The organism is Candidatus Marithrix sp. Canyon 246, from assembly GCF_001723685.1.
GTDB lineage: Bacteria > Pseudomonadota > Gammaproteobacteria > Beggiatoales > Beggiatoaceae > Marithrix.
Map to the genome: position 1 here is coordinate 44,608 of NZ_MCBX01000001.1, position 22,537 is coordinate 67,144.

Here is a 22,537-nt window from a genome sequence, read left to right on the forward strand (position 1 = left end):
ATCATGGCAAAATATTTAATATTAGTAGTTTTGTTACTACAAAGCGCGTTTGTTAAGGCTGATGATAATGTGGATCTAAAAGCAGATGTAAATATAAAAATTACACAAACAGATAGCCCTGATCCTATTGAACCAGATAGTGAACTTAGTTATACATTAACTATAGAAAATATAGGCGATAATAATGTAGGTTTTATAGAAGTTGAAGATACATTACCAGCAGGAGTTGCATTTATAAGTGCTGATGGCATTGATTGGAAATGTTCTGAAAATAACAATAAAATTAAATGTGATTTTCAAAAAGGCTTTTTAAAACCCGGAGATACTACATCAGACATTGTTATTAAAGTTAAGCTTCCATCAGATGCTAACAATATTTTAACTAATATTGCAACTGTAAGTTCTAGTGGTGTAGAAACAGATAGTTCTGATAATACCAGCACTGAAGAAACTAAAATTGCTACCGAGGCAGAAGTAAATCTTAAAATTACTCAGACTGATAGCCCTGATCCTATTGAACAAGGTAAGGAATTGACTTATACACTAAGCATAGAAAATATAGGTAAAGACGATGTTAAACTTATACAAGTTGAAGATACTTTACCAAAGGATGTTGAATTTATAAGTGCCAGTGGCTGCTCTGAAAAAGACAATAAAGTTGTATGTGATATTCAGTCTGTAAAAGCTGGAGAAACTGCATCAGACATTATTATTAAAGTTAAGGTTTCATTGAATGCCAAGGATAGTTTAACTAATACTGTAACAGTAAGTGCTGATGGTAAAGAAATAGATACTGCCACTGAAGAAACTAAAGTTAAAATTCGTGCTTTTGAGTTAAAAACTAGTGTCTCACCAAAAAATAGTGGTGAAATAAAAACTGAGTCTGATAAAGACAAAGTTAATCTAATCGCTATCCCTAAATCAGAATGTTATGACTTTTCTCATTGGGAAGGTGCTTGTAAAGACAGTCTTAAAGAATGCAATTTAACTTTGGATAGCGATAAAGAAACCGTTGCGCATTTTAAAATCAAAACTGTCAAATTAAATGCCACTGCGGAAAATGGACAAATAGATATTCAACCTCAACAAGCAGAATATCGTTGTGATGATAAGGTGACATTAATTCCAATTGCAGATGAAAATTATGAATTTTTAGTTTGGAGTGGAGATATATTTGGTAAACAAAATCCGCTTAACTTAGTTTTAAAACAACCAAAAATAGACATCAGCGCGATATTTCAAAAATTTAGTGATTTAGAAATTAAGCCTAGTAATGTTCAGGCAGTTGCTAAACAAAAGTTAAAATTTACTGCTAGTGGTGGTGCTGGTAATTTCTTTTGGGCAGTGACACGTGGTAATATTCAAGCTAGTGCTGATGGTAAAACTGCTATATATACAGTGCCTGAAGAAACTGGTAGCTTTGATGTTTGGATAAGCGATGGAATTAATTTAACTTTTGCATCAGTAAATAATGATTCAGGTGAAAAACCGATTGTATTTATTCGTATTATACCTAATAGTTTGAATTTATTCGTAGGAGATAAGCAAGCTATCACTGTAAAAGGATATCAAGCTGATGGTAAATCAAAAGATTTAATAGCTAATGTCAATTTTTCTATTGAAAATCCTGATATTATAGAGATTAATTCTAACAATGCTCAAATTATTGCTAAAGCAATTGGTGCTACTAAACTCATAGCAAAATATCAAGATTTTACCGCTGAAAGCAGCATTCAAGTACAAGCTCAAAGCAGTATTTTACAAGTAGAACCAAACATATTATCTTTAGAACAAGGTTCGTCTAAAACAATAAATATTTCTTTAGTCAATCAAAGCGGCGTTAAAACCATTATTGATAATGCTACTTTAACTATTGATTCTAATATCGCTTCCATTGAGAAATATACTATTACTGGTACTAATAAAGGAGTCAGTTCCTTAAAAATTACTGTTAATGATCAAAGTTTATCTATTCCAATCTTAGTGCGTTCTAATCCTAAATTAGAAATTACACCACATCGTGCATCAATAGTAGTCAATGAAACTACAATATTTAAAGTAACTGGTGGCAAACCGCCCTATCAAATTCAAACAGATAAAGGTGATTTACAACAACAATCTAAAAATAGTTATATATTTCAATCTAAAGTTAGCGGCACTGCTGTATTGAATGTCATTGATAATGCACAGAACCAAGTTCAAGCCACTATTAATATAGTAGCTCCATTAAGCGTCACACCAGAAAAAGTAGTAACTGCTAGCAATAAAACAGTTAGTCTTACAGCTAGTGGAGGTGATGGTAATTATACTTGGAATATGAACCAAGGTAAGTTGGACAAACAAAACGGCAAGACTGTTAATTATAATGCGCCTGCAAAAACTGGATTATATGTTGTTACAGTTATTGATGGTTTAGGTAATAATAAGGAAGTTTTAGTTTCAGTTGGTGAAAAATTATTATTAAGTCAACAACAATTATTTATGAAACCTGAAGAAACAACTAAATTACGTGTTTTAGGTGGTATTCAGCCTTACAGTTTAAATATCAGTGCAGGCAAAGCTACTTTAGAAAATGGAGTAATTAATTATACAGCACCTAAAGTAGCAGGTACTCATACATTGAGTGTCATTGATGCTAAAGAAAATCAAGTAAGTGCTGAAATTACAGTTGCTTTAGATCTATTAATAACACCTAAATCTGGTCGTTTAGATGCAGAAGATAAATTAACTTTACATGCTAGTGGTGGCTTTGGTAAAAAACGTTGGGTTGCTAGTAAAGGTGAGTTAGATAAAATTGAAGGGCAAACTGTAATATGGACAACTCCCAAAAATTTTGGACCAGCCTTTATTCATGTAATTGATGCAAAAGGAAATAAAGCAACCGCTTCCTTAGAAGTATCCTCAAGTGGCTTTGTAATAACTCCATCAATGCGACATGTTTATCCAGAAGATAGTGCTAATTTAACTAGTATTGGAGGTGCCGCGCCTTATAAGTGGATAGTTGAGGCTGGTGATTATGTACAAAAAGATGATAACATTACTTATACAGCTCCAAAAGTAAGAGGTAGTTATCAAGTAAAAGTGCAAGACAATAGTGGCAAAACTGCACAAGCTCAAATCAATGTATATTCTACTAGATTATTTGCCTCACCTAAAACTCTATATATTAATCGTAATGAAACACAAGAGATTTCAATAGGTGGTGGCACAGGAAGTTATACCATAACAGCTAATTTAGGTAAAATAGCAGACAATGAGCTTAAATTAGCAGAACAAAAAAACATTATAAAAACTACCTATACAGCCCCTAAAAATTATGAAGGGCATGATGCAATTAATATTTTAGATAGTGCTGGAAATTTAGCTAATATTGAAGTACAAATTGACAAAAAGACTGATATTATAAGTATTTACGCTGGTCCAGATGGGATAATTAATGATGCAGAAATGCAAAAAGCAATAGATGACTTTTTTGATGGGCAGGTTTGGTTAGATAGAATTATTTTATTTGAAATCATTGAAAAATATAAACAATAAAAAAAACCTGACAGGTTTTAAAAACCTGTCAGGTTTATATGCTACTATTCAGTAGCTACTGCTGGTGGTAAAGCAAATAGTTTTTGCTTGTCACCTTGAGGATAGGTAATCAAAAAGTCTTTTACGCCATCTCCATTGATATCTTCAATGTCGGTAACCTCATAACTTTCTGTTGCTTCTCCTGTTTCTATTCCATAATCCAATCTACCTGTATAAGCTTTTTCACCAAATTTAAAGGATAAAATTCCTTCTTCGCTTAATGAAGCTCCTCCAGATTGTTGAATTATCCCATTTGATGCTGGTGCTGGATATAGCACTTGTTGACGTTTTTCGCCATTGCTATTTTCAAAGACTAATACTACTAAATCGCCTTTAAATTTGAAGCCAGTTTGTTCTTGAGCTTCAGCCGGTTCACTGGATAATGCCGCTCTGCCGCTAATCCAAAGTCTATCATCAAGAGTTGGCACTTTCAGATTACCGTCTTCTGTGATAGTGAATTTGGTGATGTTAAGTGCAGCTAATAGGGCTTTTAGCGTTGTTATGCTTTGCACTACTGGGTAAGCTTCAATTTCCAGACCATCTTTAGTTGTAAAGATAACTGTATTTCCAAAGCCTAATCGTACTGACTCAGTACCATCACCTGTTTTAGAAGCACGTTTTACTTTAATTGGAGCAACTTCAAAAATTAAGCCTTCAATTTCAAGTTGTAGATTACCAGTTTTATTGCTTTGATCCATTTGTAAATCATTACCTGCAAACTCAGGTTGTTCATTAATTTTTTGTAATAAACCTTTACCATTTACAACTGGATCAGCAGATAAATCAATTGCTGCTGGTTGTTGTACTTCTGCTACTGGAGCTGTAAAGCCGGGTAGAGTTGCAGTTATGTCAAGACCAATCGGTATATCATTTGCTGCGGTAAATTTAACACCAGTACCTAATTTAATATCAAGAGGTATAGTTACACCCTCAGCAAATATAACATTTTTTAGACTGACACCTGCGCCAAAAGTAACATCTTTACCAATAGTTACATTACTTACTTCGCTATTAGCAGAAATTTTTAAATTATCTAATTTAACAAACCCATTCTCTGGTCCAACAATTTTGCCTTCTAGAATACCACCTTCTATCACAGTATCTTTTAATAAAGTAATATCTGTCAGTGTTGTTCCTGTATTGTCAATTTTGCCCTCTATTGGTTTAAGAGGCTCAGTAGGTTCAGTAGGCTCGGTAGGATCAACAGGATCAGGATCAGTAGGAGTTGTTGGCTGCTGTTGAACAGGAGGGCTACTACTATTGTCTGCAACTTTAAATAGTTTTTGCTTTGTACCATCAGTATAAGTAATTAAGAAATGATCTGAATTATCAGTAACTGCAAATGCTGTTGACGTTCCTGTTTCTACATAATAATCTAATGTTCCTTCATAAGTTGTACCATCAAACTCAAACTTCAGTTTACCATCTTCTGGATAAGAATCATTCATTTGATTATTCTGAGTAAGCATAGTAACAGATGTTTCAGTCATGTTATCAAGTGATACAGGTGCTGGATATAGAACTTGTTCACGTTTTTTTCCGCTTTCATCATCTTCAAAGATGAATGTCACTAAACCACCGTCTTTAAATGATTTATTATTTTGAAATCCAAGCGTTCCGTTCTGATCTTCCAAGCTTGTTATAGAGGGTCTGAAAATAATAGTCTTACCATCTTTCTCTACAGATATATTACCATCATCTTTAACTGTTAAATTTGTGAATCCTTCATCTGTTAAATATGAAGTTAAACTTTCTAAGTTTTGTACTGATGGTTGACTTTTTATTTCTACACCATTAGTTGTAAGATATAATGCATTTCCAAATCCATATTCATTTCCAGTAGAAATGCGAAGACTTCTTCTGTTTCCACCACCTGAATTTGCACTAGATGGTCTAAATCCACACATTCCACCGTCACTCAGTTTAATTTTTAGTCTTCCACTTACTAAGTTAATTTCTGCACCAGATCCAAAAACTGAAACCGTGCTTGCCGGAGTTATTTCAGATAACAAGGTTGGACCATTTACTATAATACTAATATTTAAATCTATTATTGCTGGTAAAGTTACGCCACTTATAGGAAATGTAAGAATTGGTAGAATTGAAGTTAAGTCAAAACCTGCTGGTAGAATTGATAAACTTTGAAATTGAATTCCTAAACCAAAAGTAATTGTAGTAAGTGGAGAAGGTAAAACGACAGTACTACTCAAAATTACATAACTTAATGTGGCACCAGAGGCAATTGTCACACCATCCAATGTAGGTGGATTTGTCGCATCACCTGTTATTGTACCAGCTAGTGTGCCACCTGTGATTGTTGCGCCTGCTTCAATAGTAATATTAGTAAGAGTTTTACCTGTATTATTGTAATTACCACTAATATTAGTTAAAGGAGCAAGTGTAGTGAACGAGAATGTTTCAGCAGTTGCAACATTACCTTCAGCATCTTCTGCTATTATGTAAAGATCATAACTAGTTGATGAAGTTAAACCAGATATAGAAGCAACAGCCCCTGTATTAGCAGTTAAGTCTAAATTTCCTTTTTTATTCTCAGCTACATCCTCGTTAGCATTATCTTGTCCATTCTTAACTTGTGCCTCTGTTGGTGCTGTGGCATTATCATCTAAAACTACATAATAAGCTGTACCATCTTCATTGATTTTCACTTCAAAATCAATTGTAGTTGCTCCAACAGTTTTGGAATTACCAAGACTATCAAACACAGGCGGAGTAGTATCACTAGGTGCTGCCGCTGTGGTAACATTCACTACCACTTGAGCATTTAGAGTTTCAGCAGAATCTTCAGCAACTACATAAATATCATAATCAGTTGCTGCTGTTAAACGGATGATATAACTATTAGCTTCAGTATCAGCAGTTAAAGTTAAAACACCTTTTTTATCAGCGTCAACAGCAGTACCTTGATCATCTTGCCCAGCTTTGATTTGAGCATCACTAGGTGCGGCTGCTCCATCTGCTAATACAACATAATAAGCTTTACCAATTTCATTGGTTTGAACTTTTAGCTCTAAGGAACTATGTTTGGTATCAGCAGCATCTACTTTAGGATAACCAGATGTAAAGGTTGGTGCCGCTGCATAAGCAGACACTTGTGACAGGAATATTAAAGCAAATAACCACCACCTAAAAATCGGTGGTGCTGCTTTTTTAAATGAATCAGGTTTCATATTAAAAATACTCTCAAATTAATTAGAGAAAATATAATAACACTATTAATATGTATAAACAACAATAAGGAATGAAATAAGATTATGTCATCAAACGACCGTTATATCGCAATACGCAACGTTACCCTTGTCGGGGTATTAGTTAATATTTTATTAACTATCATAAAATTTATATTTGGAATTATTGGACATTCTCAAGCCTTAATTGCTGATGCCTTACATTCTTTGTCTGATTTAATCAGTGATAGCTTAGTGTTAGTTGCTGCTAAGTTTAGTAGTGCAGATGCTGATAATGAACATCCATATGGTCATGCTCGGTTTGAAACCGTTGCTACTGTTGCTGTTGGTTTATTATTAAGCTTGGTAGCAATCGGCATATTTATAGATGCTATACGACGCTTATTAGTTCCGGAATTATTATTAGAACCCACAGCAATTACCTTGGTAATAACCGCCATCGTATTGGTTGCAAAGGAAATTTTATATCAATATACAATTTATATTGCTAAACAAGTGCGTTCGCCAATGTTACGCGCTAATGCTTGGCATCATCGTAGTGACGCTATATCTTCATTTATTGTATTAATTGGTATTGCTGGAACTTTAGCTGGTTTTTCTTGGCTAGATGCGGTGGCTACAATTGGAGTTAGTTTCATGATTGCTCATATTGGATGGTCATTAATGATGAGTAGTTTCAAGGAATTAGTTGATACAGGATTAGATCAAAATAAACTCAATCAAATTACTGAAACTATTGAATCAGTAGAAGGAGTATGTGCTTTACATGAATTACGTACTCGCAAAATGGCACATAATGCTTTAGTTGATCTGCATATTTTAGTTGATCCTCATATCAGTGTTTCAGAGGGGCATTATATTGCTGAAATAGTTAAATCTACTTTGATTGAGAAATTTGAAGAAATCAGCGACGTAATGGTGCATATTGATCCTGAAAATGATGAAGAATTTAAATTGAATTTGAATTTACCTTTACGTAGCAAGATTGTTAATGATTTGCAAGCATGTTGGTATGGCTTAGCTGTTACCAAACATATTGAACAAATTACCTTACATTATATAGCAGGTAAATTAACAGTTGATGTTTATTTACCATTAAATATCGTAACAAGTCTTGATGAAGCGGCAGATTTATCTCAAGGTTTTAATGAATTAGCTGCTAATACAAAGGATATTAATACTATTAATATTTATTATCGCTAACTAGAAAATGATAAACTTCAGACCTGACAGGTTTTTAAAACCTGTCAGGTCTTTTGATATTAATATTTATTATCGCTAAATTAATTTATGTATGAGTTTCATGATTGATGAACTATGATAATATTAAAGCTGACTAATTTAATAAATTGCATTTATAGGAGTATATTTTGTCCATTGATAACGTACTAAACATAATCAAAGACGAAGAAGTTAAGTTTGTTGATCTACGTTTTACAGATACTAAAGGTAAAGAGCAGCATGTAACTATACCTACACATCAAGTTGATGAAGATTTTTTTACTGAAGGTAAAATGTTTGATGGTTCATCCATTGAAGGTTGGAAAGGTATTAATGAATCTGATATGATTTTAATGCCTGATCCATCAACTGTTGTTATGGATCCATTCTTTGACGATGCAACCTTAAATATTCGTTGTTCTGTAGTAGAACCTAATACTATGCAAGGTTATGAACGTGATCCACGTTCATTGGCAGAACGCGCAGAAAATTATTTAAAATCAACTGGTATTGCTGATACTGCCTATTTTGGTCCAGAAAATGAATTTTTCATTTTTGATGATGTACGTTGGGGTTCAGATATTAGCGGTTCATTTTGTGAAATTGATTCAAAAGAAGCTGGTTGGAATTCTGAAAAAGTCTATGATGATGGTAATATGGGGCATCGTCCATCTACTAAAGGCGGTTATTTCCCAGTTCCACCAGTTGATTCCTTACATGACATTCGTGCAGCAATGTGCTTAACGATTGAAGAAATGGGAATCAAAACTGAAGTTCATCATCATGAAGTAGCCACAGCTGGACAATGTGAACTTGGTGTAGATTTTAATACCTTAGTAAAAAAAGCTGATGAAGTTCAAATACTTAAATATGCCATATTTAATGTTGCTCATGGCTATGGAAAAACTGCTACTTTTATGCCTAAACCAATAGTAGGTGATAATGGTAATGGTATGCATGTGCATCAATCTTTAAGTAAAGATGGTAATAACATATTTGCTGGTGATAAGTATGGTGACTTATCAGAAGATGCTCTCTATTACATTGGTGGAATTCTAAAACATGCTCGTGCTATCAACGCCTTTGCTAATGCAAGTACAAATAGCTATAAACGTCTAGTTCCCGGCTTTGAAGCTCCAACATTTTTAGCTTATTCTGCACGTAATCGTTCAGCATCAATACGTATTCCTTATGTAAGTAATCCTAAAGGACGTCGTATTGAAATCCGTTTCCCAGATTCAACAGCAAATCCATATTTTGCTTTTAGCGCAATGTTAATGGCAGGTATAGATGGAATTAAAAACAAGATTGATCCCGGCGAAGCTATGGATAAAGATTTATATGATCTTCCAGCCGAAGAAGCCAAACAAATACCAACCATCTGTTCTTCATTAGATCAAGCTTTAGAAGCATTAGATCAAGATCGTGAATTCTTATTAGAAGGTGGCGTATTTACTAATGATGTAATTGATGCTTATATTGAACTAAAAATGGAAGAAGTCACACGCTTACGTATGACAACTCATCCAGTTGAATTTGATATGTATTATAGTTTATAAACTATCAGACCTGACAGGTCTAAACTTGGTAGGTGTAAATAGATGTTAAATAAATATACAGATAAAGTAACTGAAGGATATGAGGGTTTTAATAACACCGTATTGCGGCTATCTGATGATATAGGCAAAATGGCAGATAGAATTGGTGAAATGTCAGAGCGTATTCTGGAAACTCAGAGAATTCAAGCTGAAAACATTGCATTAACGCAAAAATCCATGATGGAAATTATGAAAATGGTGAGTAAACAAATGGAAACAAGTAATCAATTCATGGAATTGATGGCGAATAAGGCTGCTTAGTAATTTTTTTTGTAGGGTGGGTAGAGCGAAGCGATACGAAGTCAGCGAAGCTAAACCCACCATTTGACGTGATTGGTGGGTTTCGCTTCGCTCTACCCACCCTACGAAAACTATGAAAACCTGTCAGGTCTAAACTTTAATATTAATTCATCCCTAATTTATTCTCTAAGTAATGAATATTAATTCCACCAGCCTGAAATCCTGAATCATTTAATAATCTTTGGTGTAATGGTATATTGGTTTTAATCCCATCAATAATTATTTCACTTAATGCAATTCTCATGCGTGCCATCGCAGATTCACGACTGTCACTATGTGTTATTAATTTTCCTATCATCGAATCATAATAAGGTGGTACTTTATACCCATTATAAATATGGGTATCTAAACGTACACCCGGTCCACCAGCAGCATGATAAAGTTCAATTAAACCCGGGGATGGCATAAAATTATCAGGGTTTTCTGCATTTAAACGACATTCTATAGCATGACCCTTTATCTCAATATCTTCTTGCTTATAAGATAAAGCCTCATTATCAGCAATACGTAATTGTTCACATACAATATCAATTCCTGTAATCTCTTCAGTAACAGTATGTTCAACCTGAAGACGAGTATTCATTTCAATGAAATAAAATTCTCCATTTTCATACAAAAATTCAAAAGTACCAGCTCCATGATAACCAATATCTCGACAAGCTTGGGCGCAGCGTTCGCCAATTTTATTACGTATTTCTTCACTTAAACCCGGGGCTGGAGCTTCTTCTATAACTTTTTGATGACGACGCTGCATTGAACAATCGCGTTCACCTAAATGAATTGCATTACCATGCTTATCTGCTAATACCTGAAATTCTATATGACGTGGATTTTCCAGATATTTTTCCATATAAACTTCATCATTACTAAAAGCAGCAGCGGCTTCACTTTTAGTTAAAGTAATAGCATTAAGTAATGCAGCCTCACTACGCACTACTCGCATACCACGCCCACCGCCACCACCAGAAGCTTTAATAATAACTGGATAACCAATTTCACGTGCTAATTTAAGATTAAGATTACCATCTTCACCAAGAATTCCATCTGATCCCGGAACACAAGGCACACCAGCTTTTTTCATAGCGGCAATTGCTGATACCTTATCACCCATTAAACGAATGGTTTCAGATTTTGGACCAATAAAAATAAATCCACTTTTTTCAACTTGTTCCGCAAAATCAGCATTTTCTGATAAAAAACCATAACCCGGATGAATAGCAACCGCATCTGTAACTTCAGCGGCACTAATAACAGCAGGAATATTTAAATAACTTTCAGCAGAGGGATTTGGACCAATACAAACAGATTCATCTGCTAATCGTACATGTTTCAAATCACGATCAGCGGCTGAATGTACTGCAACTGTTTGAATCCCCATTTCCCTGCAAGCTCTTAAAATTCTTAAAGCAATTTCTCCGCGATTTGCTATAACGACTTTAGATAACATGACCTTTTCACCCTATTCAATCACAAATAAATTTTCATCATATTCAACAGGGGCACCGTTATCTACTAAAATCTTAGTAACAACACCAGATTTATCAGCAGTGATTTGATTAAGTATTTTCATTGCCTCAATAATACATAAAGTCTCACCTTCCTTAACAGTTTGCCCTTCTTTAACAAAAGGCTTACTGGTAGGAGAAGCAGCCTCATAAAAAGTACCTACCATTGGAGACTTAATAATATGTCCAGTTAATTCATTTGACTTAGGTGGTGCTGGAATGCTTACTTCTTGTTGAACTGGGGCTGCAACGGGTGCAACGGGTGCAACTGGTGCAACCACATTTGAATAACGGCTGATACGTATAGAATCTTCACCCTCATTAATTTCGATTTCAGATATTTCTGAAGCCTCAACTAATTCTATAAGCTGTTTAATATGATTTATGTCCACTAAATACTCCTTGAATCCGATAAAATAGATAATGCAGCTTTTAAAGCTAAAGTATATCCTTGTGCTCCCAATCCACTAATGACACCTACGGCAATATCTGAAAAATAAGAATGATGTCGAAAAGGCTCACGAGCATGTACATTAGATAAATGTACCTCAATAAATGGGATATTGATTGCCAATAAGGCATCACGCAAAGCGATACTTGTATGCGTAAAAGCTGCGGGATTAATAATAATAAAATTTATATTGTTATGACGTGCCGTATGTATTTGTTCTAATAATTTATATTCGGCATTGCTTTGAAAGGTGATTAAATTATGATCAGCCGCTTGTGCAATTAATTGTTGATTAATTGCATCTAAGCTCATTTGACCATAGTGACTTGGTTCACGTTCACCCAACAAATTCAAATTCGGCCCGTGTAACACGAGTATGTTATACATTTATGATAATATTAAAGCAAGTATATGTAAATATCAATGACATTGTGGTAAAAAAATAATAACTCAATACATAAATAATAAAATGCACAAAAAACTAAAAGTTGTACTATGTTGGCATATGCACCAACCTATTTATTACGATGGTAGCACTCAACAATACCAATTACCTTGGACTTATTTACATGGCATCAAAGATTATGTAGATATGGCTGCACATTTAGAAGCAATACCTGAAGCTCGTGCAGTTGTGAATTTTACACCCACTTTATTGGAACAATTGGATGATTATGTTCAACAAGTTCAAGCATTTTTACACGATGCCACTCCAATCCGCGATCCATTACTAGCAGCATTAAATGATAATAATTTCACAACAGGGCGATTAAATCTAATTCAACAATGTCTGCGTATTAATAAAGAACATGTTACTGAACGCTTCGCACCTTTTAAAGAATTAGTCGAATTAGCACATTCTATCACTACCACACCTAAATTAATAGACTATATCCATGATCAATATTTTATTGACTTATTAATGTGGTATCACTTAGGATGGTTAGGTGAAACTGTACGTCTTAATGATCAGAGGGTTCAAGCTCTAATAGAAAAAGGTGAAGCGTTCACTGATGCTGATCGACGACAATTATTAGAAATCATAGGCGAATTATTGAGTGGAATTATACCTCGTTATAAAGCTTTAGCTGAGGCAGGAAAAGTAGAATTATCTTTTACTCCTTATGCTCATCCTATTATGCCTTTAATGCTAAATATGTTTTCAGCTCGTGAAGCTTTACCAGAGATTGATCTATCAGGTATTAGTTGCTATCCAGATGGTAAAGATAGAATACGTTGGCATATACGTGAAGGCATTAAAGTTTTTGAACACTATTTTGGCTTTAAGCCGCATGGCTGTTGGCCTTCTGAAGGCAGTATTAGCAATGCAACTATACGATTAATGGATGAATTTAATATTTCTTGGTTAGCTACTGGCGAAACTGTACTACATAATAGTTTGAATGAAGCTTCAATACATCGCCCTTATTCATTAATAAATAATTCTGTGGCTTGCTTCTTTAGAGATGACAAATTATCCGATGATATTGGTTTTGAATTTGCTAAATGGCATGGTGATGATGCTGTTAATAACTTTGTACAAAATTTAGAAAATATTGCTAAAACAGATGCAGAAGTAGTTTCTATAATTCTTGATGGTGAAAATGCGTGGGAATATTATCCTAAAAATGCTTATTATTTTCTCAGTGCTTTATATAAACAACTATCTGAACATCCTGATTTAGAACTTACAACATTCTCAGAATGCTTAAATAACGAGAGAATTACTTTACCTTCTTTGGTTGCAGGAAGCTGGGTTTATGGTAACTTTACTACATGGATAGGCAGTAAAGATAAAAATCGCGGTTGGCAAATGTTAATAGATGCAAAACATGTGTTTGATCGAGTTCATCCCTGTTTAGATGCTGCACAACAAGCAGCAGCATCCCGTCAATTAGCTATTTGTGAAGGCTCTGATTGGTGTTGGTGGTTTGGAGATTATAATTCTACATCGACAGTAGCAGATTTTGATAAATTATACCGTTCGCATTTACTACATTTATATCAACTTCTAGCTGAATCGCCTCCTGATTATTTAAATCAAGAATTTACTCATGGTGGTGGTGATCCAGCGGCTGGTGGTACAATGCGCAAGGGTCAGGAGAATATATAATGAAACGTCGCACTGGTATTTTATTACATCCAACTTCTTTACCAGAAATTAAAGATACATATAGGTTTATAGATTTTCTAGCAGATAGCGGTATATCGATTTGGCAAATCCTGCCATTAGGACCACCGCATCATGATTTATCACCTTATAATTGTCAATCAGTACATGCAGCTAATCCTGCGTTAATTAATTTAACTAGCAAAGTCAATAAAGTTGCTTTTGAGCAATTTATAGAAACACAACAATATTGGTTAGAAGACTATGCACTATTTGCTGCTTTACATAAAAAATTGCAAACTGGCTGGTGGCAATGGGAACCTGCCTTACGTGATCGCCAACAACAAGCATTACAGAATGCACGACAAAATTTAGCAGAACAAATTCAACACCATCGTTTGGAACAATTTCTATTCTTTAGTCAATGGCAACAACTAAAACAATATGCTAATCAACGTGGTATCTTAATATTTGGCGATATTCCAATTTTTGTAGCTCAAGATAGTGTTGATGTATGGGCAAATCGCGAAAATTTTTTACTAGATGTACAAGGGCAACCCACCGTTGTTGCTGGAGTTCCGCCAGATTACTTCTCTGCCACTGGGCAACGCTGGGGTAATCCACTATATGATTGGCATTATATGCAAAGTAATGATTTTAGTTGGTGGAAACAGCGTTTAAAAACCGCCTCAATACTATATGATGTAGCGCGAATTGATCATTTTCGTGGTTTTGAAGCTTGTTGGACAATACCAGCCGCTAGTAAAACCGCTATAGATGGTGAATGGATAAAAGCACCCGGAGCAGCTTTATTTAAAAGTTTAGAACAAAGCAACATTAAATTACCACTAGTCGCAGAAGACTTAGGAATTATAACAGACGAAGTAAAAGCTTTACGTGATCAATTCGCCTTACCCGGAATGAAAATCCTACAATTTGCTTTTGATGGCAATCCAGATAATCCGTATTTACCGCATAATCATATTGAAAAATGCGTAGTTTATACCGGCACGCATGATAACAACACCACTTTAGGCTGGTTTCAAGAACAAGCAAATCAACAGTATATTTGTGAATACTTAAATACCACACCAGACAAAATGCCTTGGGCTTTAATTGAAGCAGCTTTTAAATCAAAAGCCAATTGGGCGATTATTCCAATGCAAGACATACTATCACTAGACGCTAATCATCGTATGAATACCCCGGGTATCGCTACAGGCAATTGGAATTGGCGTTTTAATTGGTCACAATTATCACCAGAAATAAATAATAAATTACGAGATCTTTCATATGAACACTCTAATTAGTCACACACCAATTTGGGCAAAATTAAAAACGCATCAGCAATATATTGCGCAACAGCACCTACGTGATTTATTCGCCCTTGATCCTAAACGCTTTGAGAAGTTCTCTATTGAAACAGAAGGTTTTTTATTAGATTACTCAAAAAATTACATTACTGATGAAACAGTAAATTTATTACTAAAACTAGCAAAAAAAGTTCAATTAGAAGAAGCGATTAATCGTCTATTTTCAGGAGCAAAAGTTAATAATACCGAACAACGCGCCGCTTTACATACTGCGCTTCGTAATCGAAGTAATACACCTATTAAAGTAGATGGCAAAGATATTATGCCTGATATTAATAAGGTATTGGTAAAAATGCAACAGTTTACTGACAAGGTAAGAAATAGAGAATGGCGTGGTTATACTGGTAAACCTATTGAATCTATTGTTAATATAGGCATTGGAGGCTCAGATTTGGGTCCAGCAATGGTGACAAAAGCCTTAAAAAGCTATCATCACCCTCGCTTAAAGGCTTATTTTGTCTCTAATGTAGATGCAACTCACCTAAACAATACTTTAGCAACACTTGATCCAGAAACTACTTTATTTATAATTGCATCAAAGACTTTTACCACTCAAGAAACCTTACTCAATGCACATAGTGCGAGACGTTGGTTAATCAAGCATTTAGGCGATCAACAAGCAGTAGCTAAACATTTCGTTGCTATTAGTACCGCCAAGCAAAAAGTGATAGAATTTGGCATTGATCCAATCAATATGTTTGAATTTTGGGATTGGGTTGGTGGACGTTATTCTTTATGGTCTGCAATTGGTTTGCCTATTGCAGTGATGATAGGTATGGATAAGTTTGAGGAACTATTGGATGGCGCACATAAGTTAGATCAACACTTTAAAAATACCGAATTGGCAAATAATTTGCCTGTATTATTAGCCCTGCTAGAAGTATGGTATAGTAGTTTTTTTGGTGTTAAAACCCAAGCAATATTACCATATGATTATAGTTTAGAGCTATTTCCAGCTTATTTACAACAATTAGCAATGGAAAGTTTGGGTAAACGAGTAACTCGTGAAGGAAAAAATATTGATTATCCAACTTGTCCAATTATTTGGGGATCAGCGGGTAATAATGGTCAACATGCCTTTTATCAACTTTTACATCAGGGTACTCAACTAATACCAGCAGATTTTATCATTGCAATTGATAGTCAAAACGATTTAAATGGACATCAAGATGCAGTATTATCTAATGCATTAGCACAAACTCATGCCTTAATGATGGGTAGATCAGCGAATCAAACACAACTTCAGATATTAAAACAGGAGGATAAAAATTTAGAGCAGTTGATCAACCAAGTTCCACATAGAGTTTTTATGGGTGATCAACCAAGTAATAGCTTAGTTTACCAAAAACTCACACCATCAATATTAGGAAAACTTATTGCTCTATATGAACATAAAGTTTTTGTAGAAAGTGTATGCTGGAATCTAAACCCTTTTGACCAATGGGGAGTTGAACTAGGTAAGCAGGTAGCAAATATGCTATTACCCGCTCTCAGCAGCCAAAGGGATACAAATATTAATCTTGGAGTTGATTCATCGACGATAGGTTTATTGAAATATATATTTAAGGGTTCTTTAAGCTAAGTAAAAAGCGTTGGCGGCACATTCAGGTACGCATAGTGTACAATCAATACAGTTATCAGTCACAATAAAAGACATAAATTAAATCCTTAGATATTATAATAATTATAATTAATAAAACGCTGAAAAATAAGCGTTTTATCATTAAGGGGATCACAAAGTAATGCGATTGTTGTTGTCTTTCGTATTAATGTTCAGATAGATTATTTTTAATGGTAGCAAAATTGAAAATAACTATTTTTATAAAAAAATGAAAGATTTGTTATTATGTTTAAAGCAATAATTAAAATATTTGTTTTATTTACTTTAATAGTATTTAATGTAGCCTTATTAATATGGGGTATTAATCAATTAGATCTAAATAAAACAGTAGAAACAGAAATGCCTGCTTTTAATAAGCAAGTGCAAGTAATCCATAACACTCTAAGAATTGTTCAACAAATTGAGGTTGTAGCTCATAACTCAATTAAAAATGATTCTTTTAGTGTTAATTCTAAAATTAAAATGGGAAATGATTCTAAAAAACATTTAGTTCTACAATTTCAACCAGTTAAAATAGAATTAGATAATACTGAAACCGTGAAACTAGAAAATTTATTAGCTAATTTGGATGTTAATCCTTCTTATTCTGCAAAAATATTTTTTGGTGTAGCACTATCTGAAAAGAATGTACCATATCCCCAAATGGCAAAGATACGCGCCCAAACTATTGCACGGATGATCTATCCTTATACACAAACTGTTAAGATGTACTATAGACCATCTATGGCGAATAATCAAGTTATTGTGGAAGTATCAGAGCCAAAAAAATAAGAATAAGGCGGGATTTATTCCGTCTTTTTAAAAAATGAGATTTAATCATGCCTATTTATGAATACGCTTGCAACTCATGTGGTCATGAGTTGGAAATTATACAAAAAATGAGTGATGACGCTGTGGAAGAATGTCCAAGTTGTCACAAAAACACTTTAAAAAAACAAATATCTGCTGGTGGCTTTCAATTGAAAGGTACTGGTTGGTATGAAACTGATTTTAAAAACCCTCCTAAATCCAACCCTGCTCCTTGTAGCGGTGGTTCTTGCCCTAGTTAAGTCAGCTTAAGGAATATCATGCGTAGCCACTACTGTGGACAAATTAATGAATCTTTATTAGATCAACAAGTTTTTTTATGCGGTTGGGTACATCGTCGTCGCGATCATGGTGGATTAATTTTTATTGATCTACGTGATCGTGAAGGTTTGGTTCAAGTTGTATTTGATCCAGAAACTGCTGATGCCTTCGCTATGGCTGAAAAAGTACGTAGTGAATACGTTTTACGAATCACTGGAATTGTACGTTATCGCCCTGAAGGTACTGAAAATTCAAACTTATCTAGTGGTAAAGTAGAGGTTTTAACTCAAAAAGTTGAAATCTTTAATAGTGCTGACACTCCGCCTTTTCAGTTAGATGAAGAACATATGAATGTAAGTGAAGAAATTCGCTTACGTCATAGGTATATTGATTTACGTCGCCCTAAGATGCAACAACGATTGCAATTACGCGCTAAAGTCAATAGTTTTTTACGTAATTTCTTAGATCAAGACGGCTTTTTAGAAATAGAAACGCCGATGCTGACTAAGGCTACACCTGAAGGCGCACGCGATTATTTAGTACCTAGTCGCACACATGACGGACAATTTTTTGCCTTACCACAATCACCACAATTGTTTAAACAATTATTGATGATGTCTGGCATGGAACGCTATTATCAAATAGTACGCTGTTTCCGTGATGAAGATTTACGAGCAGATAGGCAACCAGAATTTACTCAATTAGATATTGAGATGTCGTTTATTGATGAAACAGCCATCAAACAATTGATGGAATCAATGATACGACAATTATTTAAAGAAATTTTAAATCAAGAATTGCCCGATCCATTTCCAAGCATGACTTATGAAGAAGCTATGCGTCGTTATGGAAGCGATAAGCCAGATTTACGTGTGCCTTTAGAATTAGTTGATGTTGGTGACTTACTGACTGATGTAGAATTTAAGGTATTTGCTAAACCAGCTCAAGATTCAGAAGGGCGGGTTGCTGCATTATGTATTCCTAATGGCAATAGTCTATCACGTAAAAAAATTGACGAATATACTAAATTCGTTGGTATTTATGGTGCTAAAGGTTTAGCCTATATTAAAGTTAATCAAGATGGGCTGCAATCACCGATTTTAAAATTCTTACCCGAAGAAGCAATAAAAGAAATTTTAGAACGTACTAAAGCTGAAACTGGTAGCCTAATTTTCTTTGGCGCAGATAAAGCTAAAGTTGTCAATGAAGCTTTGGGTGCTTTACGTGTAAAAGTTGCAGAAGACATGGAACTAGTCGAAGCGGGATGGAAACCGCTATGGGTAGTTGACTTTCCGATGTTTGAAAAGGATGGTAAAAATTGGACATCTTTACACCATCCATTCACCGCACCAGATGTTGATGATATAGAAACACAACCGGGCGCATGTTTATCAAGAGCTTATGATATGATCTTAAATGGATCAGAAATTGGCGGTGGCTCAATTCGTATTCATGATCCAGAAATGCAAGCGGCAGTTTTTCGTGTATTAGGTATTGAAGAACAAGAAGCCCAAGAAAAATTTGGCTTTTTATTAGACGCTCTAAATTATGGTTGCCCACCACATGGTGGTTTAGCATTTGGATTAGATCGTTTAGTGATGTTAATGGCAGGAGCCGATTCAATTCGTGACGTAATAGCATTTCCGAAAACGCAAACAGCTAGTTGTTTATTGACATCAGCACCATCCGCTGTCAGTCAAGAACAATTACGTGAATTGCATATTCGTTTACGACAATAATGTGGTTTTAGACCTGACAGGTTTTAAAAACCTGTCAGGTCTTTTAGCTTGTAACTAGCAGACTTCTCTTTCTTATTTATATCATTTTATGCAACATAGCCATATCAACATATTTAGCATCTCCAGCATCCCCAGCCAATACTGTAAAAGCTTGATCTGGTTCACCTAAATTATTTAAGACTAATTTTGCACCTGTAAAATCTTCATGAGCTGTATAATCATTAATAGTTATAATAGTCGGTATATTTGCACCTAATGCAGAACGAATACCATTACCAGAATCTTCAAATGCAAGGCATTCTTCTGGTTTCAGTTTTAATTCTTTTAGTGCATAATCATAAATATCAGAAGCCGGTTTTTTTGCTTCGACAATATCACCTGCCGCTACCACTTCAAACCATGACATTGCATCAGGTGCCAGACTATTTTCTAATAAACTAGAAACATTTTTGGGGCTAGTTGTAGTAGAAATCGCTAAACGTATTCCTTCAGCGCGAGCTTCTTCTATTATACGGCGTACACCCGGGCGTAATGGAATTGGATTCTTTATTATTATCTCTTGATAACGCGCTGTTTTTTCTTTATGTAATTCAGCGATATACTGATCAGTAAGTGGTGGATCAGATGGATGGTATTGTTTTGCATAAAACTTCATACGCTCTTTACCACCAGTAACTGCTAGCAAATCTCCATAAAGTTTCACAGACCAATCCCAACCCAACTCATGTGCAGCAAAAGTTTCATTAAAGGCTACAAGATGAGCATCACGTTCTGTTTCTGCCAATGTTCCGTCAACATCAAAAATTAAAGCTTTCAGTTTTGTCATTAAATAAATAATTTGTTAAACATGATATTATATATTATATGAAAAATAAATACTCAAAAATACCCTTATTATTTAGCTTAATCTCATTTACAGCCAATGCCGAAATCATTAAGCCACTGGATGTCAAAGCCTATCGCAGCGGTTTACTAATTTCAGGCTTAGCCTTAGCAACTACAGCCTATGGTGCAGCTTCTTGGTGGGGAGATAGTTCCTCACAATTTCGGGTTAGACATGAAGGTTGGTTTGGTGAAGATAGTCCAAATGGCGGGGCTGATAAACTAGGACATGGCTTTTCCTTTTATCTAAGTACACGTTTATTAACAAAAGGTTTTCAATGGGCTGGACATGATAATCGCAAATCAGCTCAATTAGCTGGATTAACTTCAGCCGCTTTATCAATCGGAGTTGAAATCATGGATGGTTTTACCCAAGAATATGGTTTTAGTCCAGAAGATATAGCAATGAATTTATTAGGTATTGGAGCTGGCGTATTTCTTGAATCATACCCAAAATTGGATCAACTATTTGATATTAGACTCCAATATTGGCCATCTGACGATGCCAGACGCTTAAATGATTACGATCCAGTCGCTGATTATTCAGGACAAACCTATTTATTAGTTACTAAGGCTACAGGCATACCTATATTAAATAAAAACAAATATTTACGCTACTTAGAATTTGCAGTTGGATATGGAACTAGAGGTTATCAACCTACAGATGGTACAGGTACCCAAGCAAAAGAACGTAACATTTATTACGGTATATCTGTAAACTTATCACAACTATTAAATGATACAATACTCAAATCCAACACTATTACAAGAAAAATAACAAATTCTGTATTAGAATATGTACAAGTACCCGGTACGACATTATTATTTAAACATAACTTATAACATTGGAGACATAAATTCATGCCTTGGATAATCATTATTGTTTTAATTCTTACAAATTTTGGAACAGGCTATCTGCTGTTTCGAGGTGATGCTACTTCAGATGACATTAGAATTGGCAAAACCGCAATTGTTAAAGGTGGTATGCTAACAGGCTCGATGCCTATAGAAAAAATTTCAGATGGAACTAGTACTATTTATGAAGGTTATTATAAAGAAACTAAACTAGAAAAAATTGATTCAGATTTAAATCGAAACAATATAAAAAACGGAGTTACAATTTTCGGAATTAGCGGCAATGCTAATGTTATTGATAGCAGTTCTGGTAATGTTGATGCTAATGCTGATGATTTAAGAATTGGCAAAAAAGCTTGGGTATCTGGGCAATTAATAGTAGGCACTGGCAAAGCATTTCAACGCTATATTGATAATGGAGATGGTACCATTACAGATAATCGTATAGGCTTAACTTGGCTAAAAGCTGCAAATTGCTTTGATGCTCAAAATTGGCAAGCAGCACTACAATTTACTCAAAAATTGCAAAATGGTGATTGTGGGCTAACAGACAAGTCACAATCAGGCGAATGGCGATTACCTACTAAATATGAATGGCAAATTATGAGCAATCAAGTTTATAAAAATTCTACACATAGCAATTGGCGCGATCAATTTGTAGATATTCAATCAGCAAAATACTGGGTATCATCACCATTCACACTAAATGAAACCAATGGGTTGGCTGTTGCAACAAATAATGGGCTAGTATCAGTTAAAAACAAAAGCTCAAAGCAATATATATTGCCTGTACGTAGGAACCATTAAAATATGTTAATAGATTTTCGTCTGGAATATTGGATAGAAGATGATTGGTATATAGGGCATCTGAAAGATGTACCCGGTGTTTTTAGTCAAGGTGAAAACCTTAAAGAATTACAAGAAAATATCAAAGATGCTTACTATATGATGATAAGCAGTGATGAAGCTGATTCTGCTATCAATTCACAGATAACCAATATTAGTATTAATGTGTGAAGCGAGGAAACTTTA

18 protein-coding genes are annotated in these 22,537 nt (G+C 34.6%); 13 read left to right on the forward strand and 5 right to left on the reverse strand.

From position 1 onward, the window contains the following. The first annotated feature begins 3 nt into the window (after window positions 1–3). A complete protein-coding gene (locus BHU68_RS00195) occupies window positions 4–3,537 on the forward strand; it encodes an InlB B-repeat-containing protein (RefSeq protein WP_069473690.1) in 3,534 nt (1,177 codons plus the stop codon). 44 nt (window positions 3,538–3,581) lie between these two features. Here the strand turns inward: BHU68_RS00195 and BHU68_RS00200 are convergent, their stop codons facing one another. Beyond that, complete coding sequence (locus tag BHU68_RS00200; RefSeq protein WP_069472851.1) at window positions 3,582–6,764, reverse strand: hypothetical protein; 3,183 nt, start codon at window positions 6,762–6,764, stop codon at window positions 3,582–3,584. A gap of 84 nt (window positions 6,765–6,848) precedes the next feature. Here BHU68_RS00200 and BHU68_RS00205 point away from each other — a divergent pair, with 84 nt between their 5' ends. From BHU68_RS00205 to BHU68_RS00215, 3 genes are all read left to right on the forward strand, one after another. Continuing rightward, the gene (locus BHU68_RS00205; protein WP_069471850.1) at window positions 6,849–7,985 is read left to right on the forward strand and encodes a cation diffusion facilitator family transporter; all 1,137 of its coding nucleotides are present in this window, start codon (window positions 6,849–6,851) and stop codon (window positions 7,983–7,985) included. Between the two features lie 167 nt (window positions 7,986–8,152). Next, entirely contained in the window at window positions 8,153–9,562 is a 1,410-nt protein-coding gene (glnA, locus tag BHU68_RS00210; protein WP_069471851.1) for a glutamate--ammonia ligase, read from the forward strand. A gap of 42 nt (window positions 9,563–9,604) precedes the next feature. Then, entirely contained in the window at window positions 9,605–9,862 is a 258-nt protein-coding gene (locus BHU68_RS00215) for a hypothetical protein (RefSeq protein ID WP_069471852.1), read from the forward strand. Window positions 9,863–10,004: 142 nt separating this feature from the next. On the opposite strand, the gene accC is transcribed toward BHU68_RS00215, so the two are convergent. The 3 genes from accC to aroQ are packed head-to-tail and all read right to left on the reverse strand — an operon-like array spanning window position 10,005 to window position 12,244. Beyond that, the gene (gene accC, locus BHU68_RS00220) at window positions 10,005–11,348 is read right to left on the reverse strand and encodes an acetyl-CoA carboxylase biotin carboxylase subunit (protein WP_069471853.1); all 1,344 of its coding nucleotides are present in this window, start codon (window positions 11,346–11,348) and stop codon (window positions 10,005–10,007) included. 12 nt (window positions 11,349–11,360) lie between these two features. Beyond that, entirely contained in the window at window positions 11,361–11,798 is a 438-nt protein-coding gene (gene accB / locus BHU68_RS00225) for an acetyl-CoA carboxylase biotin carboxyl carrier protein (protein ID WP_069471854.1), read from the reverse strand. Next, window positions 11,798–12,244: a type II 3-dehydroquinate dehydratase gene (aroQ, locus tag BHU68_RS00230; RefSeq protein ID WP_069472776.1), complete on the reverse strand. Its 447-nt coding sequence runs from the start codon at window positions 12,242–12,244 to the stop codon at window positions 11,798–11,800. The genes accB and aroQ overlap by 1 nt, the downstream gene beginning before the upstream one ends. An 82-nt stretch (window positions 12,245–12,326) precedes the next feature. Between aroQ and BHU68_RS00235 the strand changes: the two genes are divergently transcribed. The 6 genes from BHU68_RS00235 (at window position 12,327) to aspS (ending at window position 19,768) form a co-directional block, all read left to right on the forward strand. Then, complete coding sequence (locus BHU68_RS00235; RefSeq protein WP_069472775.1) at window positions 12,327–13,970, forward strand: glycoside hydrolase family 57 protein; 1,644 nt, start codon at window positions 12,327–12,329, stop codon at window positions 13,968–13,970. Beyond that, entirely contained in the window at window positions 13,970–15,277 is a 1,308-nt protein-coding gene (gene malQ / locus BHU68_RS00240) for a 4-alpha-glucanotransferase (RefSeq protein WP_069470052.1), read from the forward strand. The genes BHU68_RS00235 and malQ overlap by 1 nt, the downstream gene beginning before the upstream one ends. After that, window positions 15,261–16,922 carry a glucose-6-phosphate isomerase gene (gene pgi / locus BHU68_RS00245; RefSeq protein WP_069470051.1) on the forward strand — a complete coding sequence of 554 codons (1,662 nt, stop codon included), beginning with the start codon at window positions 15,261–15,263 and terminating at the stop codon, window positions 16,920–16,922. Before malQ ends, pgi begins: the two co-directional genes overlap by 17 nt. Before the next feature lie 264 nt (window positions 16,923–17,186). Further along, window positions 17,187–17,732 carry a hypothetical protein gene (locus BHU68_RS00250; protein ID WP_069470050.1) on the forward strand — a complete coding sequence of 182 codons (546 nt, stop codon included), beginning with the start codon at window positions 17,187–17,189 and terminating at the stop codon, window positions 17,730–17,732. 47 nt (window positions 17,733–17,779) lie between these two features. After that, complete coding sequence (locus tag BHU68_RS00255; protein WP_069470049.1) at window positions 17,780–18,010, forward strand: FmdB family zinc ribbon protein; 231 nt, start codon at window positions 17,780–17,782, stop codon at window positions 18,008–18,010. Between the two features lie 18 nt (window positions 18,011–18,028). Then, window positions 18,029–19,768, forward strand: coding sequence for an aspartate--tRNA ligase (aspS, locus tag BHU68_RS00260; RefSeq protein ID WP_069470048.1), 1,740 nt, complete (start codon window positions 18,029–18,031; stop codon window positions 19,766–19,768). 76 nt (window positions 19,769–19,844) lie between these two features. On the opposite strand, the gene BHU68_RS00265 is transcribed toward aspS, so the two are convergent. Beyond that, complete coding sequence (locus tag BHU68_RS00265; protein WP_069470047.1) at window positions 19,845–20,594, reverse strand: HAD-IA family hydrolase; 750 nt, start codon at window positions 20,592–20,594, stop codon at window positions 19,845–19,847. Between the two features lie 38 nt (window positions 20,595–20,632). On the opposite strand from BHU68_RS00265, the gene BHU68_RS00270 reads away from it, so the two are divergent. The 3 genes from BHU68_RS00270 to BHU68_RS00280 are packed head-to-tail and all read left to right on the forward strand — an operon-like array spanning window position 20,633 to window position 22,522. After that, window positions 20,633–21,493: a DUF2279 domain-containing protein gene (locus BHU68_RS00270; protein ID WP_069470046.1), complete on the forward strand. Its 861-nt coding sequence runs from the start codon at window positions 20,633–20,635 to the stop codon at window positions 21,491–21,493. 18 nt (window positions 21,494–21,511) lie between these two features. Further along, window positions 21,512–22,312, forward strand: a complete 801-nt coding sequence (locus BHU68_RS00275) for an Lcl C-terminal domain-containing protein (protein WP_069470045.1) — start codon at window positions 21,512–21,514, stop codon at window positions 22,310–22,312. Window positions 22,313–22,315: 3 nt separating this feature from the next. Further along, window positions 22,316–22,522 (forward strand): type II toxin-antitoxin system HicB family antitoxin, encoded by a 207-nt coding sequence (locus tag BHU68_RS00280; protein WP_069470044.1) that lies wholly within the window; start codon window positions 22,316–22,318, stop codon window positions 22,520–22,522. Window positions 22,523–22,537 lie beyond the last annotated feature (15 nt).